This is a genomic window from Gammaproteobacteria bacterium (ex Lamellibrachia satsuma) (assembly GCA_019623805.1).
GTDB lineage: Bacteria > Pseudomonadota > Gammaproteobacteria > Chromatiales > Chromatiaceae > QGON01.
This window is the reverse complement of sequence record CP053680.1, coordinates 657,345-673,918: the sequence shown is the minus strand read 5'-3', so window position 1 is coordinate 673,918 and position 16,574 is coordinate 657,345. Positions and strand designations below refer to the sequence as shown.

Sequence of the window (16,574 nt, the reverse complement as noted above, 5' to 3'; positions counted from 1 at the left end):
AGGATTTTGTTACACCCAGTTAAGCCGCTTTTTTCTGCGCCATCATTTGCTGCTCAAAATCATTCGGACTCATATAATCCAGGTATGAATGCAGCCGCGTACTATTATAAAACATGGAAATATATTCCAATATGTCCTGCTGGGCTTCGTAACGTGTCTGGTAGCTTCTCCAATGCACCCGTTCCTGCTTGAGGCTGCCAAAGAAGCTTTCCACTACAGCATTATCCCAGCAGTCACCCTTCCTGCTCATACTGCCATTGATATCATGGGCTTTGAGTAACCGCCGAAAAGCCTTGCTGGCATATTGAGAACCACGATCTGAGTGGTGAATCAATCCGCCCTTCGGTCGACGTCGCCAGATCGCCATTTGCAATGCATCACAGACCAGCTTTGCCTTCATCCGGGAACTCATGCTCCAGCCGACCACTTTACGTGAATACAGGTCTATCACTACCGCCAGGTATAACCAGCCTTCCTGGGTCCATACATAAGTCACGTCCGCCGCATAGACATGATCGGGCTGGGCCACAGCAAACTCTCGCTTGAGCAGGTTGTTAAAAACCGACTGCTGGTGGTTACTGTTTGTCGTAACCTTATATTTCCTGCGCTGACGCGCCTGTACATTGGCTTCACGCATTAACTTCCTTGCCTTATTCCGACTCACCGGATAGCCCAGGACATTCAAGGCTTTTTTCATTCTGCGACTGCCATAAGTGTAGTCTGAACTCTTGGCGATATCCTCAACCCACTCCAGCATCTCCTGATGTATTCGGTCTGGCCTGTTACCCAAGCCCCTTTGATACTGGTAGTAACCATTACGACTCACACCCAAAACCTGACATTGCAAGCTGATTGGATAGGCATTCTTATGCTGGGTGATGAACGAATATTTCACTTCGTTTCTGCTGCAAAGAATACCGTTGCTTTTTTTAAGATTTCTTTCTCCATCTCAAGGCGTTTAACCTGAGCCTTGAGCTTCCTGATTTCTTCCTGTTCAGAACTCAACTTGCCATTGCCTCGAAATGCCTGCCCATCTTCTGCCTGATGTTCTTTCACCCAGCGCCCCAGCATTTGGGCATTGATGCCCAGACTGTTTGCTGCTTCCCTTCGAGTATATTCCTGCTCAAGAACCAGACTGACCGCGTCTAGCTTGAATTCCTTCGAATATTTCTTTCGTTCTTTCATTTTTCTACCTCAGTTAAGTCAATGATGCTTAACTGGGGTGTACCTGTCCATTGGACCACGTCAGGGGGCTTTGTTCCGGCAATTGATGCTAAAGCTGAAATGTTTAAAGAACTGGCTGGTGGTGATATTGGCGGTAATGCTGCTGCTTGTGATAACCCTTATGATAAGTCCAGAGGGTGTGATACCTATTTTAATCCTCAAGGTTTTGACAAGGGAAAGGCTCTATTGGCACTTCATGACGGGGATTCTGAAGCACTAAGCAAAATTAACACATTTGAGTTTACTATTTATCTCACTCAGCTTAATTCTACTTTGTCAGATTAGATCTATAAGTAACTCACTGAATAATATAAAATATATGCTGTGAATTTCTTGGCAATCATCGTAAGGAAGAGCATCAAATGACAAGCACCAAGGTCATTTGAATTACCTGATACGCGCATAAGTAGAATCGATCGCATAGCGGAGCGATTCCAACGTTTCCAGTACCGCTTTGAATCCCATTTTCGAAGCAAGACGAGGTCGGTGTTTCAACCGGTCACACACTATCTCAAAGGCCTGATGCAAGCGCAGAGAAAGAACATGGAACGCATGGAAGAGGTGGTTGCAGGCGCAGATGATCAGCGTCTCCAGCATATGCTCACCGAGTCCCCGTGGGATCATCGTGCGGTGTTAGACCAAGTGGCGCTGGAAGCCGATCAATGGCTGGGTGGAACCGCGGATACCTGTCTGTTGCTCGATGAGAGTGGCCTTGCCAAGAAGGGTAAACATTCAGTGGGGGTTAAACGCCAATGGAATGGCCGCCAGGGCAAGGTGGATAACTGCCAGGTTGGTGTATTCGCAGCACTGGGTAAAGGGCACTTGTCCACGCTGATAGATGAACGTCTCTATCTACCCAAAGAGTGGGTATCGAACCCGGCTCGCTGTCGCAAGGCGGGTATCCCGGAAGTTGAACGGAAACATCAAAGCAAGTCAGAGTTGGCGCTGGAGATGGTGCGTCATCAGAGGACGCTTGGCCTGCGTTTTGCCTGGGTGGGTGCAGATGGGGGATACGGGAAGGATCCGGCTTTTCTGAGGGGTTTGGAGGCGATGGGTGAAACCTTTGTGGTGGACATCCACAAAGACCAACAGGTCTACCTGGAAGATCCACAGCCGTTCATACCGGAGAGCACGACAACGCGCGGTCGTCGTCGAAGTCGTCTGCAAGCCCAGGCAGCCCGTCTGCGCGTTGACCAGTGGCTCAATGAGCAACGGGACAGCGAGTGGCAGCAAGTGGTATTACGGGATAGCAGCAAGGGCAAACTGCGCGTCGAGATCCTGCATCATCGGGTTTGGCTTTGGGATGGAAAAGAAGCCCAGGCACATCAATGGCACCTGATTGTACGACGAGAGGTCAATTCACCGGAGACGATTAAATACACCTTGTCGAATGCACCGGAAGAAACGCCATCCCATTGTCTTGCAAAGATGCAGGCGCAGCGGTTCTGGGTTGAGCGTTCGTTCCAGGATGGTAAGAGTGAATCAGGTCTTGCTGATTATCAGGCCCGTAAATGGAAATCCTGGCATCACCATATGGCCTTGGTCATGATGGCGATGTTATTCATGCTCGAAGAGCGAATTGTGCAAAAAGATGATCACCCCTTACTCAGTTGTTCAGACATCGAATCGCTATTGCGTGCCTTCCTGCCACGGCGAGATATTGAACGCGATGAAATACTACGGCAAATGACGAAACGGCATCGTAAACGACAAGCGGCTATCGACTCCCAATATCGAAAACAGACGCTGGAACAGTCGGTTGCCGGGTGATGGAATCTGACAAAGTAGAATTAAGAACTAACATATTGATATAACAATAAAAAAAGGCTGGTTCAGGTGATAAGATGCAAATCGCCAAACCCACACCAATCAATTCAGGAACCAGCCTTAATGCATCCTAGCCAACGCGTCCGTATACATCAACAAAAACGTATCAGTGCCCACGCTGCAAACAGCGACTCCTATGAGTTCTTCAACCTGCTGACCGCCCCGGAATTCCTGGATAAAGTGGAATCATTACTACCTGACCACCGGGAACGCCTGTTTCCCCCAACTGAGACGCTATCGATGTTTCTGGCACAGGCAATGAGTGCCGATCGCTCTTGTCAGAGCGTGGTAGATGATGCAGCAATCAAACGATTGATGGGGGGACTCTCAGCCTGTAGCACCCATACGGGTGCATACTGCAGGGCACGGAAACGGCTACCAATGGAAATGGTTTCTACATTGGCTCGTTACACTGGACGCATGATGACCGAGTCCACCCCGGAGACTTGGCACTGGCGAGGACGGCCTGTCAGGTTAGTGGATGGGGCAACCGTTGCATTGCCTGATACAACGGACAATCAGGAAGCCTATCCTCAGCCACGTAGTCAAAAACCTGGTTTGGGTTTTCCTCTTTGCCGCTTTGTCAGCATCATTTGCCTTGCCAGTGGTGCAGTACTTGATACAGCCATGGGACCTTGCCGGGGAAAGGGAAGCGATGAGCAGTCATTGCTTAGATCAATGCTGGATACCCTGGAAGCGGGTGACATCCTATTAGGGGATGCCTTTTTCGCAACCTATTTCCTGTTGTGTGCATTGCAGGAAAAAGGCATGGATGGTGTTTTCGAACAACATGGTGCACGGAGACGTAGTACGGATTTTCGCCGTGGTCAGCGACTGGGGCAGCGTGACCACTTGATAGAACTGCATAAGCCAAAGAAAAAGCCCGACTGGATGAGCCGGGAAGCGTACGACCAGGCACCAGACACACTGAACGTGCGGGAGCTGCATATCGGCGGAAAAACTTTAGTGACAACGCTGCTTTGTTCGAAGCAAACAAGCAAAACAGCCCTGAAAACACTCTATCATGATCGCTGGCAGATCGAGTTGGATCTGCGTAACATCAAGACCACCCTGGGTATGGAGATATTGAGTTGTCGCACTCCGGCTATGGCGGAAAAAGAGATCTGGATCTATCTGTTGGCCTATAACCTAATCAGACTTTTGATGGCTCAGGCAGCTCTGTTGGCCGACCTGATACCCCGCCAACTCAGCTTCAAGCACACCTTGCAGTTGTGGCTTTCCTGGAGGCGGGGCGATCCTGGAAATTACGATGATGAAAAACTTGGCCGCTTGTTCATCCTAATTGCACAACAGCAAGTCGGGAAGCGACCAGGACGCATTGAACCGAGGGCACTCAAGCGACGAGCGAAATCCTTTCCTCTACTTGTCAAACCCAGGCATGCAGCGAGGGAGGAAGTCAGGATAAATGGACATCCCAAGAAGCTTAAGTAAGTGCCATTTTGGTCTGTCCCCTATTACCCCCTGGAGGGTATGAAAGTGAATGTGCTGAAGAACACAGTATCCGGTCTTTATTGCAATGGAAGCGCATTACTAACTCTTATCCTTGCGTCGGCGTGTCAGTGTTTGTTCTTAACTCAACATGCAAACGCAATTGCCGTTGACTACACCGATGTTACTGTTTCAATCGACAGGGCGTGGAGTAGTGACTCATATGATGCCTTACCGCAACAAGGCGGGGTTTTATGGGGTGAAAGCGATCTTTACCCAGAATTATTCCTGCATGGGAATGGCACCGCTGGTACATTTGTATTGGATGATAACAGCGTGGAGGGGGACGAGGTACCAAATGACTGGACCTTTTCCGAGAGAATGTATTTCTCCGATATAAGGAACATCAATGACTTGGCGAAATTGCGTAGTTATTGGATAGGTGTTGCGCTTTGGGATGAAGATGGTGATGGTGATGGTGATCCTGTGCCGTTGGCAGATTATCGTTATAATTGGAGTTTAAATCTTGATCTCGTAGATCGCGACATTGATGAGATATGGGAGACGTTTCATAATGAATTCGGCTGGTATTACGAGCCACCGCTAGGGGAGCCATTCGAACTGCTCAGCTATGAACCTTATACATATGACACGAATGGAGATGAAATAAGAGTTCCGTCAGGAGGGGTTGAGTTGGAAATTACGGCAAATCCAATCCCCTTTGATATGGATCTAGAGTACTCGTACAGCCTTACCGGTGACCCTGACAATCCTGTCCGGTACACACTAGATGTGACCAATTGGTCACCGTTTCCAATCGGAAGTTTGAGGCTTCATAAAGGCTACTGGAGAAAGAATGAGTGGCATGAGTGGTTTGAAGCGACGGAGCTAATAGGAGAGATCCAGTTCTGGGATGAGCCAATATCCACGACGGTAGTCGAACCGTTTGTTGGGTGGGGGCAAGCGTATACTGCGGAGTTTGAAAGCGCGACATCACCTTGGGCGGAGTGGTCGTTTAGGGTTGAAGCCCTATGGGCTTTCTCCTATCCGAACCCTAGGAATTATTCGAGTCCCCGTTGGAAACACTTATATCTTCCTGAGCCAACAACCTTTGTTTTATTAGGTATCGGCCTTGCTGGGCTAGGCGTGACGCGATGTAAGTGGAAAGCATAGAAAACGCCTGCAGCAAAAGCAAAAGCAAAAGCAAACAATAGGGGACAGACCACGGTTTCACAACCTATTCCTCAATAACGTGGTCTGTCCCCCTTTATTCGTTCAATGTACGCATTATTCAGTCCATCCTCTGTCCCCGAACCTAGCTCGATTGTATTAATGGGACTTGGATTTCTGGGGCTTGGCTTGCGAAAGTTCGCTAAGAAATAGGAATACCGCAAAAAGTGCCAAAGGGGTAAAAGAGGTCAGTACCTTATTCTCCGGTTTCAGGCAGTGAAGAAATTACAACTATTTTCCCATGAGAATTTACGATATGACCCGAATTTTAAAATCAGCCCTTACCCTCTGCTTTGGCTTAGTCACCCTAGCTACCACTGCCACCAACGCCGCGCTGTTAAGCGCCGACTGGAACTCCGTAGGCGACGAACTTATCACCGTTGATGATAGCGGCCTCGAGTGGTTAGACCTCACCGTTACTAGCGGAATGACTTACAATCAAGTGTCGGCACAACTCGGGGCTGGTGGTATGTTCGAGGGGTTTAGTTTCGCAAGCCGCTCTCTCTTGGCGACCCTTTTTGACTCAGCCGGTGGAAATGGCTTTTACACCGGTTGGTCAGCTGCTAATAATGGCGTGTTCGATTTCCTCGCGCCATTTTGGGGAGATTTGCACTGCCGCGTTAACGGCTGCCCAGTGGGAGACGGCTGGTCCCGCGTTATGACGCTAGATAGTCCCGGCCCAGATCACCAGTGGGCGACCCTCATCTACGACGTACCGGGAGGAAACAGCGCTACACAGGATTACATAGACCTCTCCCAGGTGTCTGTTACCCGGGACTCACACGGTAGTACGATGGCTAGCGCACTGTACCGACCATCAACCGTCCCAGAACCCTCATCTCTCGCCTTGCTAGCAATTGGCTTTGCTAGTCTGGGTTTCGCCCGACGTAAAGGAAAAAGTGACAAAGAGGACACGGGAGAACAATATGGGACAGACCACGGTTTTATAGCCAATTACTCAAGGAACAATACTCAATAACGTGGTCTGCCCCCCATTATTCTTATTCAGCCCATCCGCTGTCCCGGAACCTAGCTCGATTGCATTAATAGGACTTGGATTTCTGGGGCTTGGCTTGAGAAAGTTCGCTAAGAAAAGAAAAACAAGGGGTTAGATTTTTCAATAAAGCACTCCCCCTATTTGCCCCCATATTTCTAGAGCACGAGGATTTAAAACATGAATCGAATCTTTAGGTTAAACATCACCCTCATCATTGGCTTCGGAAGCCTTGCTGCCACGTCTCTACATGCCGGTTACATAGATACATCGGGTAATGAGTGGCGCATGCTTACTGAAACTACTGATATTTCTGCAGAAACCATGGATACGGCCTGCGACGACACTTCATTCCTATGTAGTGGAGGTATAACTACCGGGGCAGGTATCATAGTTGATGTCAATGGGTGGACATGGGCTTCTGTTGGCGAAGTCCGAACACTGTTATCAGAATTAGTGCCACACACCTTTACAACTGCGGACCCCGATTACAGCGAAGTAGCATCGCTTTGGGCGCCGTCAACAGTAGCTCTGTTAGGCCAGACGTTCAACTCGAACACGTCTCCTGGTGCATTCGGTATCACGAGCAGTCGCGTGGATCCAACGTACCAGCGATTAGTGGGAGTTTATGATTACCTTAGTCCTGCAAGTTACGATTATGCATTTACGGCCGGATTGATTCACTATGATTTTGGAACTACGGTTCATGGGAACTTCATGTTTCGAGGTGCCAGCATCACTGAACCTTCAGCACTTACCCTGCTGTCCGTAGGCCTTGTCGGTATGGGCTTCATGGGTCGCAAACGGGCTCAGGACAAAAAAGGGGACAGATTTAAATGGCACTTACTTAAGCTTCTTGGGATGTCCATTTATCCTGACTTCCTCCCTCGCTGCATGCCTGGGTTTGACAAGTAGAGGAAAGGATTTCGCTCGTCGCTTGAGTGCCCTCGGTTCAATGCGTCCTGGTCGCTTCCCGACTTGCTGTTGTGCAATTAGGATGAACAAGCGGCCAAGTTTTTCATCATCGTAATTTCCAGGATCGCCCCGCCTCCAGGAAAGCCACAACTGCAAGGTGTGCTTGAAGCTGAGTTGGCGGGGTATCAGGTCGGCCAACAGAGCTGCCTGAGCCATCAAAAGTCTGATTAGGTTATAGGCCAACAGATAGATCCAGATCTCTTTTTCCGCCATAGCCGGAGTGCGACAACTCAATATCTCCATACCCAGGGTGGTCTTGATGTTACGCAGATCCAACTCGATCTGCCAGCGATCATGATAGAGTGTTTTCAGGGCTGTTTTGCTTGTTTGCTTCGAACAAAGCAGCGTTGTCACTAAAGTTTTTCCGCCGATATGCAGCTCCCGCACGTTCAGTGTGTCTGGTGCCTGGTCGTACGCTTCCCGGCTCATCCAGTCGGGCTTTTTCTTTGGCTTATGCAGTTCTATCAAGTGGTCACGCTGCCCCAGTCGCTGACCACGGCGAAAATCCGTACTACGTCTCCGTGCACCATGTTGTTCGAAAACACCATCCATGCCTTTTTCCTGCAATGCACACAACAGGAAATAGGTTGCGAAAAAGGCATCCCCTAATAGGATGTCACCCGCTTCCAGGGTATCCAGCATTGATCTAAGCAATGACTGCTCATCGCTTCCCTTTCCCCGGCAAGGTCCCATGGCTGTATCAAGTACTGCACCACTGGCAAGGCAAATGATGCTGACAAAGCGGCAAAGAGGAAAACCCAAACCAGGTTTTTGACTACGTGGCTGAGGATAGGCTTCCTGATTGTCCGTTGTATCAGGCAATGCAACGGTTGCCCCATCCACTAACCTGACAGGCCGTCCTCGCCAGTGCCAAGTCTCCGGGGTGGACTCGGTCATCATGCGTCCAGTGTAACGAGCCAATGTAGAAACCATTTCCATTGGTAGCCGTTTCCGTGCCCTGCAGTATGCACCCGTATGGGTGCTACAGGCTGAGAGTCCCCCCATCAATCGTTTGATTGCTGCATCATCTACCACGCTCTGACAAGAGCGATCGGCACTCATTGCCTGTGCCAGAAACATCGATAGCGTCTCAGTTGGGGGAAACAGGCGTTCCCGGTGGTCAGGTAGTAATGATTCCACTTTATCCAGGAATTCCGGGGCGGTCAGCAGGTTGAAGAACTCATAGGAGTCGCTGTTTGCAGCGTGGGCACTGATACGTTTTTGTTGATGTATACGGACGCGTTGGCTAGGATGCATTAAGGCTGGTTCCTGAATTGATTGGTGTGGGTTTGGCGATTTGCATCTTATCACCTGAACCAGCCTTTTTTTATTGTTATATCAATATGTTAGTTCTTAAGTAAGTGCCATTCGGGACAGATTTATTTTTCATCGGAGGCAGCTTTAAATAAATTCGTCCCCTCATTGATAGAAGATCTCTCGCTGGAAGACTATTTTCGGCAGTTCGTCCTGCAACATCAGGACAGCATGACCAAGACAGAACTGGCAAAAAAACTTGGTATCAGCCGCAAGGCACTGTGGGAGAAAAGGCAGCGGCTGGGAATAACCAGGCCGAAGAGGTAGGCGTTTGCGTAACAATGTAGGGGGGATCAAGTGAAGCGGATCCACCAAAACACCACCATAAAACAATAGGGGACAGACCACGGTTCTGTCCCCTATCCTCAATCTCCACTAAACAAATCCTTCAATTCCGGCTCACATTTTTTTCCTGGCCGTCCTGCTTTACCTGGACTCACCCGTCTCCCCAAAGCTGCGGCAATTTGTGCCTGGAACTGTGAACTACCCAAAGCATAGTTTCCAGTCGTCGCTAAAACGAATCTCATCAACCATCATTGGATCAAGCTGAAAACGAAATAGCTCTCTGTATGCAATTTATCTGTAACTGTTCAGCTCATGAAATAAGGGACAGATTTATTTTTTTCGGAAGGGAGTAGCTGATGCTGGATCTGTCACCTTTTTCACCTTTAACTATTTGGCGGCAGGCAGTATGATTTGAGAAGGGAGGGTTTTACCATGCCTGATTTGAAGGGTTTTCACGCGCAACCTGGTGGGTCGATGGTGTGCGGTGCCTATGCACTGACTGCCATCCTGGATGCTTTCAATCTGTTACCAGCTTCAAAGACCACCTTTTTAAAATATGGCAACAGAAAATCAGCCATTTATCAAGGGACTTCCGGCCTTACAGTGGCCCGAAATATCTATGCAATAACAGGTTGTGGACCTGGCGGGAATAACTTGCCTGCTGCCATGAGCTATGTGGCAGTGGAGTTCGGGCTGAAACCAACCGTCGGCTTCATGAAGGGATGCCCTCTTCTTAGTCATCCTCTCTTCGGTGCACTTTTCAAGAATGAACAGTCGGCCTGCCAGACGTTAGGCGCTGGCGGGAAGGAAGGCGTGTTTTCGCCTACAGCAACAAGTGTCTGTCAGGCAATCTGTGTGGACAATGGTGGGGGTGGATTCCATTGGCTGGCGCTTGGAGAAAACGGGTTGTACATGGATCCTGGAGATGGAAAGCTGCACAACTGGGCTTCTCTCGGAACTACCTCGTATACGCCTGTTGGTTTGTGGATTTCGCTGGGTAATTAAACGCCCCATCAGAAAAGTGGACAGATTTATTTTTCATTGGAGAACGTTTAAATAAATCGGTTACTTTTGTCCCTGCTACTCCTCCGGTCGACGTTGTTCAGGAAGCACCTTGTTGGCCAGGTAGGCATCGCCCTCCTCGAGGGTCACCGGCAGATAGGTCTGGTCCACCAGGGGCAACTCGTAGTCATTCCAACCGCGCAGCCCCGTCTTCAGGTTAACAACATTTTTAAAGCCCATAAGGGAAAGCGTTCTAGCTGCCAACAGACTTCGATTGCCTGAACGACAGGCAACAACCACGTAACGGTCACGTGCCTGCACCAGATCCGGTTCTGTCTCCTCGTAATCCCACTCGGCCGCAGACTCAAGTATTCCACGGGGAACATTAATGGAATCCTCGATATGCATCACGTCGAACTCATAGAGTTCACGTACGTCCACAACCAGCATATCAAGCCCTTCCTCCATCTGATCTTCCAGATCCCAAGGGTATATCTCCTCCACTTCAGGAAGGCACTCGTTCAACAGATCGATAAATCTTTTCATCACGTTAACCTGAATATCCTGTGAGGGTCTTTACCATTGCTCATAGCCTCACGTTTGGCATATAACCCGATTAAGACTATTTGGGGACAGTATACCTTTTCATCATCATTGAAGTGCATTCGATGCAGATGGGTGCCCCCTTATAACTTCGCATCTTCCAGAAGGCGCTGTAATTTAGCCTGCATATGCGAATAGTGTGACCCTTTCCAATATACCTTTCCACAATCTGCACATTGGTAAAATTTGTTGTAATAGCGGATGGTCTTGGGCTCAAGCTGAGAAAGCACCACAGCCTTGTCGACAGCGCCGACCAAGCCATTGCACTCCTGGCAACGGGCATAGGGTATGATTTGCCGACGCAGATCGAAGCGCGCGAGTATCTCCTTAATCTGACGCTCCGAATCTACCTCGCGCACCCAGTAGCCGTGTGTCACTGCTTTGGCACGGAGCAATCGCCGATCACGTGTGAGGATGATACGCTGCTGGTTGACTGATATATCGACTATCTCCCGATCTTGGTAGTCATTTCGATAGAGAGTATCAAATCCCAACCAGCGAAGCATTCGAGCCAATTTGCCCAGATTAACATCTACAACAAAGCGAACCACCCTCAACGGTTGCGGACGCAGTCGCAACAGAGGGGTGATATCAAGGGACTCAAACATCGGATAGATGGCTACGCGATCACCATCCTGTAGTGGGTAATCAAACCCTTCCGATAGCCCGTTGACGATAATCAGATCCACTTCACTGTGAGGAACGCCCAATGCCTCAATGGAATCTTTGATCCCCGGATGATCGTGAAATGGGTAAACGATCTCTCTCTTGCGTTGCGCCTGGGGGAGAAAGTCGTTGAGTTCTTCGTAAAAGCGAAACGTTGCGCAATTGTTGGCCATACCACCACAATAGCCCAGAAAAGGGGGCAGATTTATTGTTCATTCGACAAGGCAGTAAATAAATCCGTTCCCTTAATTCTACTTTGTCAGATTAGATCTATAAGTAACTCACTGAATAATATAAAATATATGCTGTGAATTTCTTGGCAATCATCGTAAGGAAGAGCATCAAATGACAAGCACCAAGGTCATTTGAATTACCTGATACGCGCATAAGTAGAATCGATCGCATAGCGGAGCGATTCCAACGTTTCCAGTACCGCTTTGAATCCCATTTTCGAAGCAAGACGAGGTCGGTGTTTCAACCGGTCACACACTATCTCAAAGGCCTGATGCAAGCGCAGAGAAAGAACATGGAACGCATGGAAGAGGTGGTTGCAGGCGCAGATGATCAGCGTCTCCAGCATATGCTCACCGAGTCCCCGTGGGATCATCGTGCGGTGTTAGACCAAGTGGCGCTGGAAGCCGATCAATGGCTGGGTGGAACCGCGGATACCTGTCTGTTGCTCGATGAGAGTGGCCTTGCCAAGAAGGGTAAACATTCAGTGGGGGTTAAACGCCAATGGAATGGCCGCCAGGGCAAGGTGGATAACTGCCAGGTTGGTGTATTCGCAGCACTGGGTAAAGGGCACTTGTCCACGCTGATAGATGAACGTCTCTATCTACCCAAAGAGTGGGTATCGAACCCGGCTCGCTGTCGCAAGGCGGGTATCCCGGAAGTTGAACGGAAACATCAAAGCAAGTCAGAGTTGGCGCTGGAGATGGTGCGTCATCAGAGGACGCTTGGCCTGCGTTTTGCCTGGGTGGGTGCAGATGGGGGATACGGGAAGGATCCGGCTTTTCTGAGGGGTTTGGAGGCGATGGGTGAAACCTTTGTGGTGGACATCCACAAAGACCAACAGGTCTACCTGGAAGATCCACAGCCGTTCATACCGGAGAGCACGACAACGCGCGGTCGTCGTCGAAGTCGTCTGCAAGCCCAGGCAGCCCGTCTGCGCGTTGACCAGTGGCTCAATGAGCAACGGGACAGCGAGTGGCAGCAAGTGGTATTACGGGATAGCAGCAAGGGCAAACTGCGCGTCGAGATCCTGCATCATCGGGTTTGGCTTTGGGATGGAAAAGAAGCCCAGGCACATCAATGGCACCTGATTGTACGACGAGAGGTCAATTCACCGGAGACGATTAAATACACCTTGTCGAATGCACCGGAAGAAACGCCATCCCATTGTCTTGCAAAGATGCAGGCGCAGCGGTTCTGGGTTGAGCGTTCGTTCCAGGATGGTAAGAGTGAATCAGGTCTTGCTGATTATCAGGCCCGTAAATGGAAATCCTGGCATCACCATATGGCCTTGGTCATGATGGCGATGTTATTCATGCTCGAAGAGCGAATTGTGCAAAAAGATGATCACCCCTTACTCAGTTGTTCAGACATCGAATCGCTATTGCGTGCCTTCCTGCCACGGCGAGATATTGAACGCGATGAAATACTACGGCAAATGACGAAACGGCATCGTAAACGACAAGCGGCTATCGACTCCCAATATCGAAAACAGACGCTGGAACAGTCGGTTGCCGGGTGATGGAATCTGACAAAGTAGAATTAATTCCTAGCAAACTACTACAATGAAAAGATTCGATGGGAAAATCTAGTAGAGGTAATGGTGGCCAGATATCGATTTTACAGCAACAGCGCTTGGTCAATCCGCGAGATGGCGTCTAATCTGCTTCGTGCCACGTTCATCACCTTCATGGCCGCAGTGTTTCTTGCCCCGGTGGCGAAAGCCGGTCAAGCTGGTGCGGTTAACCTGGCTAAAACAGGAGCCTATGAGTCCTCAAAGGTCTGTTCGAACTGCCATGCACATTTGTACAACCAATTCGAGCAATCGATGCACGCCAGAGCCTTCGCGAATCCGGTTTTCCAGAATCAAGTCTACAACGTGCTGCTTCCCCAAGTATCAGGAGACCCAGATACCGCACACAAAGCAGGCTCATGCCTGGCCTGCCATTCGCCCACCACCTTTTTGACTCAGGACCAGCGTTTGCCTGCCCGCGACAGTCTGGGTGAGAGTCCGCCCGGAGTGACCTGTGACTTTTGTCATACCACTATTGGCCACAGGGGTTTGGCACCGGGTAATGCCAATTACATCCCATCGCCCGGCCCGATAAAGTATGGTCCCCTGAAGTTCGCGTCAGATTGGCACCGTGAATACTCACCGTTTCAACGCAAGAGCGAGGCCTGTGCCGTCTGCCACGAAGCGACAAATGGGCAAGGCGTGCAAATACACACCACTTACAGTGAATGGAAGACTAGCTACTGGTCGAGGAATGGCATCGAGTGCCAGGATTGTCATATGAGTGCCGCTGGACGCTTGATTGCTGGGAGCCCGGTCTTTGAGACGGGAACCGTCGCCGCCGGTACCCTCCTCTCACCACCAACGCGGGAACAGGTGTTTAGCCACCAGTTTCCCGGCGCGAATGTGAAAAGTCAACTCGAAGGGGCCGTCAAATTACGGGTTCAAAGCTTCCCGGGCAAAGCCAAGCCAAGCCAAACAATATTTGTCGGCGTCGAACTGGACAACAGCGAGGCGGGCCACAGCATGCCTACCGGAGCCATCGAATTGCGCCTGGCGTGGTTGGATGTCAGGCTCAGGAATCAGAGTTCTGGGCAGGAGTGGCAGCTTAAGGCAAAACCTAATACGCGTACCCGCTGGGATGTTGCCGGGCTGAACCCCACCGATGCCGCGTTGCTTGGCACGGAGATCGCGGATGGCAGCCGGCTCTACCGGGCGATTGTCGTGGACACGGAGGGTCAGCAGACACTCAATAACTGGGAGGCTGTGGACAAGGTCTTCGATAATCGGCTGAAGGCCGGCGAAGTACGCCGCGAAATGTTTCGCTTCACCCTGCCAGCTGACGCATCGGGTAGCCTGGAGGCCGAAGTGGCGCTTCGATATCTCCGATATCCCCCCGGATTCGTGACACGCCTCGGAATCGCTCCAGCTGACAGCGTACTGATGGCAAGGACAAGTAGAATCATTAAGATTGCCGACTGATCCTCTCTTTGGGTTCTGGCACTGATTGCTCATCCCTGTAGCCAGGCACGGTTTTTCCCGGCCACACCAGCGCAGCAGCAATTTGCGTCTGGATCTGAGAGGAAACCGTGATCAATCCCCCATAAACCGTAGACTGCGATAGCCACATAATCGTCTGGATATCGCTGTTCTGGTATCGTTTCCATATCCCGTCAAAATGATTTTACTGGAATATGCTGTTCGCTACTAATACGCAACAGTTTGATTAAAAGGAGAATTTATGAATTTTCGGTTGTTAGTTCCACTCATACTTTTGTTCTCGTTGTTTAATGCTGAGGCCAAAAGTCTGTCACTGCGTATTCATGGATCAAATACTGTCGGTGCCCAACTCGCACCCGAACTGATTAGGGCCTGGCTGAAAACCAATGGCTATCAGTCTATCCAGATTTCGCAACGGAAAGAGGAAAGCATCGTACAAGCGGAAGCAGCCAATGGCGACAGCATACGGGTCGATATTATCGCCAAGGGTTCGAGTACCGGTTTTAAAGGGTTGAAAGGTGGCCAGGCGGATCTGGCCATGTCGTCGCGACGAATCAAAGAGAAAGAGGTCCAGGCGCTCGCGTCACTCGGAAATATGACTGCACTGGAGAACGAACATGTCATTGCACTGGATGGCATAGCGGTCATCGTGCATCCTGAGACCTCCCTCTCGACCCTCAAAAAATCCCAGATTCGGGACATCTTCGCCGGAAAAATAACCGACTGGAAAATGCTGGGAAGAGCACCGGGCGCAATCCATCTGTATGCCAGGGATGACCAATCCGGAACATTTGATGTCTTCCGTAGCCTTGTCTTGGGAAAAAAGACTCCAATGTCAGAAAAAGCAAAACGTTTTGCGGATAATACCGACCTTTCCAACAGCGTTGCGCTGGACAAAGAGGGAATAGGCTTTGTCGGCTTGCCCCACATTCTACAATCCAAGGCTCTGGCGATATCCGATGGGGAGGCGCCGGCCATCGAACCCAATAATTTCTCAGTCGCAACTGAAGACTATGCATTGTCTCGCCGACTCTACCTCTATCTCCCCAACCCGGACGACGCCAATTCTCTGGCACAACAATTCACCGAATATGCGCGTTCCGATGCCGCTCAGGAGGTGATAGAAAAGGTAGGCTTCGTTTCACAGAAGGTATTCGCCAGCACATTTGAACTGGGCAAACAGTATCCGAAAGAGTTGAGGAAACTTGCGCAGGGTACAAAACGGCTCTCCGTCAATATGCGATTTTCTGAAAGCACAGTCTTCCTGGACAACAAGGCAAAACGGGATGCAGACCGTATCTACCGATATTTGGATGAGAGAAACAAACTGAAGAGTGGGATCCTGCTTTTCGGCTTCACCGAGCAAAAACCAGATGGCATACCGATGGTCAACTACAATCGCTCAGTCCGGCGAGCCGACCAGGTTGGAAAATACTTAAGGAAAAAGGGAGTTTGGGTCGTTACCAGCCGTGGTTATGGCAACGCTGTTCCAGTAGCATCCAATGAGTCCGAATTGGGGCAGGCAAAAAATCGTCGGGTTGAGCTCTGGTTAAAGTAGGTATACGTTTCTTGTTCGTTATACGAAATCGATCTCTTTATCTTTCTCTGACAACCATATCTTCATTACCGCCTGTAAAGCGTTCTGAGAAAATGGCTTGCTAAGATAATCATCTTGACCGGCGGTACTGCATTGCTCCTGCACACCTTCCTGTACATCTGCAGTCAAGGCAATAATGGGGACGTGCATAAAAAAGAATGCAA

15 protein-coding genes and 1 pseudogene are annotated in these 16,574 nt (G+C 49.9%); 12 read left to right on the top strand and 4 right to left on the bottom strand.

The window, feature by feature from the left end; genetic code table 11:
- Nucleotides 1-19: 19 nt before the first annotated feature.
- Nucleotides 20-1,185, bottom strand: a protein-coding gene (locus HPY30_02980) for an IS3 family transposase (protein QYZ65046.1) whose coding sequence is annotated in 2 segments (ribosomal slippage) — nucleotides 20-924 and nucleotides 924-1,185 — 1,167 coding nt in all. Because the reading frame shifts where the segments join, the coding sequence is not laid out codon by codon here.
- 21 nt (nucleotides 1,186-1,206) lie between these two features.
- Here HPY30_02980 and HPY30_02975 point away from each other — a divergent pair.
- The 7 genes from HPY30_02975 (at nucleotide 1,207) to HPY30_02945 (ending at nucleotide 6,842) form a co-directional block, all read left to right on the top strand.
- On the top strand, nucleotides 1,207-1,509 hold the full coding sequence (locus HPY30_02975) for a hypothetical protein (GenBank protein ID QYZ65045.1): 303 nt from the start codon (nucleotides 1,207-1,209) through the stop codon (nucleotides 1,507-1,509).
- 237 nt (nucleotides 1,510-1,746) lie between these two features.
- Nucleotides 1,747-2,994, top strand: coding sequence for an IS701 family transposase (locus HPY30_02970; protein QYZ65044.1), 1,248 nt, complete (start codon nucleotides 1,747-1,749; stop codon nucleotides 2,992-2,994).
- Nucleotides 2,995-3,114: 120 nt separating this feature from the next.
- A complete protein-coding gene (locus HPY30_02965) occupies nucleotides 3,115-4,503 on the top strand; it encodes an IS4 family transposase (protein ID QYZ65043.1) in 1,389 nt (462 codons plus the stop codon).
- Between the two features lie 45 nt (nucleotides 4,504-4,548).
- Nucleotides 4,549-5,673, top strand: a complete 1,125-nt coding sequence (locus HPY30_02960) for a PEP-CTERM sorting domain-containing protein (GenBank protein QYZ65042.1) — start codon at nucleotides 4,549-4,551, stop codon at nucleotides 5,671-5,673.
- 105 nt (nucleotides 5,674-5,778) lie between these two features.
- Nucleotides 5,779-5,883 (top strand): PEP-CTERM sorting domain-containing protein, encoded by a 105-nt coding sequence (locus HPY30_02955; protein ID QYZ65041.1) that lies wholly within the window; start codon nucleotides 5,779-5,781, stop codon nucleotides 5,881-5,883.
- Between the two features lie 103 nt (nucleotides 5,884-5,986).
- On the top strand, nucleotides 5,987-6,709 hold the full coding sequence (locus HPY30_02950; protein QYZ65040.1) for a PEP-CTERM sorting domain-containing protein: 723 nt from the start codon (nucleotides 5,987-5,989) through the stop codon (nucleotides 6,707-6,709).
- 1 nt (nucleotide 6,710) lies between these two features.
- Nucleotides 6,711-6,842, top strand: coding sequence for a PEP-CTERM sorting domain-containing protein (locus HPY30_02945; GenBank protein ID QYZ65039.1), 132 nt, complete (start codon nucleotides 6,711-6,713; stop codon nucleotides 6,840-6,842).
- 725 nt (nucleotides 6,843-7,567) lie between these two features.
- On the opposite strand, the gene HPY30_02940 is transcribed toward HPY30_02945, so the two are convergent.
- Nucleotides 7,568-8,956 (bottom strand): IS4 family transposase, encoded by a 1,389-nt coding sequence (locus HPY30_02940; protein ID QYZ65038.1) that lies wholly within the window; start codon nucleotides 8,954-8,956, stop codon nucleotides 7,568-7,570.
- Nucleotides 8,957-9,127: 171 nt separating this feature from the next.
- Here HPY30_02940 and HPY30_02935 point away from each other — a divergent pair.
- Nucleotides 9,128-9,280 (top strand): annotated as a pseudogene (locus tag HPY30_02935) (HTH domain-containing protein).
- Between the two features lie 450 nt (nucleotides 9,281-9,730).
- Entirely contained in the window at nucleotides 9,731-10,303 is a 573-nt protein-coding gene (locus tag HPY30_02930; GenBank protein QYZ65037.1) for a hypothetical protein, read from the top strand.
- 75 nt (nucleotides 10,304-10,378) lie between these two features.
- On the opposite strand, the gene HPY30_02925 is transcribed toward HPY30_02930, so the two are convergent.
- Both HPY30_02925 and HPY30_02920 read right to left on the bottom strand, forming a co-directional pair.
- Nucleotides 10,379-10,846, bottom strand: coding sequence for a rhodanese-like domain-containing protein (locus HPY30_02925; protein ID QYZ65036.1), 468 nt, complete (start codon nucleotides 10,844-10,846; stop codon nucleotides 10,379-10,381).
- 140 nt (nucleotides 10,847-10,986) lie between these two features.
- Nucleotides 10,987-11,742 (bottom strand): Mut7-C ubiquitin/RNAse domain-containing protein, encoded by a 756-nt coding sequence (locus tag HPY30_02920; protein QYZ65035.1) that lies wholly within the window; start codon nucleotides 11,740-11,742, stop codon nucleotides 10,987-10,989.
- A 332-nt stretch (nucleotides 11,743-12,074) separates the two neighbouring features.
- On the opposite strand from HPY30_02920, the gene HPY30_02915 reads away from it, so the two are divergent.
- The 3 genes from HPY30_02915 to HPY30_02905 all read left to right on the top strand — a co-directional run bounded on the left by HPY30_02915 (nucleotide 12,075) and on the right by HPY30_02905 (nucleotide 16,371).
- A complete protein-coding gene (locus HPY30_02915; GenBank protein ID QYZ65034.1) occupies nucleotides 12,075-13,322 on the top strand; it encodes an IS701 family transposase in 1,248 nt (415 codons plus the stop codon).
- Between the two features lie 129 nt (nucleotides 13,323-13,451).
- On the top strand, nucleotides 13,452-14,795 hold the full coding sequence (locus HPY30_02910) for a hypothetical protein (protein QYZ65033.1): 1,344 nt from the start codon (nucleotides 13,452-13,454) through the stop codon (nucleotides 14,793-14,795).
- Between the two features lie 259 nt (nucleotides 14,796-15,054).
- Nucleotides 15,055-16,371 (top strand): OmpA family protein, encoded by a 1,317-nt coding sequence (locus HPY30_02905; protein QYZ65032.1) that lies wholly within the window; start codon nucleotides 15,055-15,057, stop codon nucleotides 16,369-16,371.
- Nucleotides 16,372-16,574 lie beyond the last annotated feature (203 nt).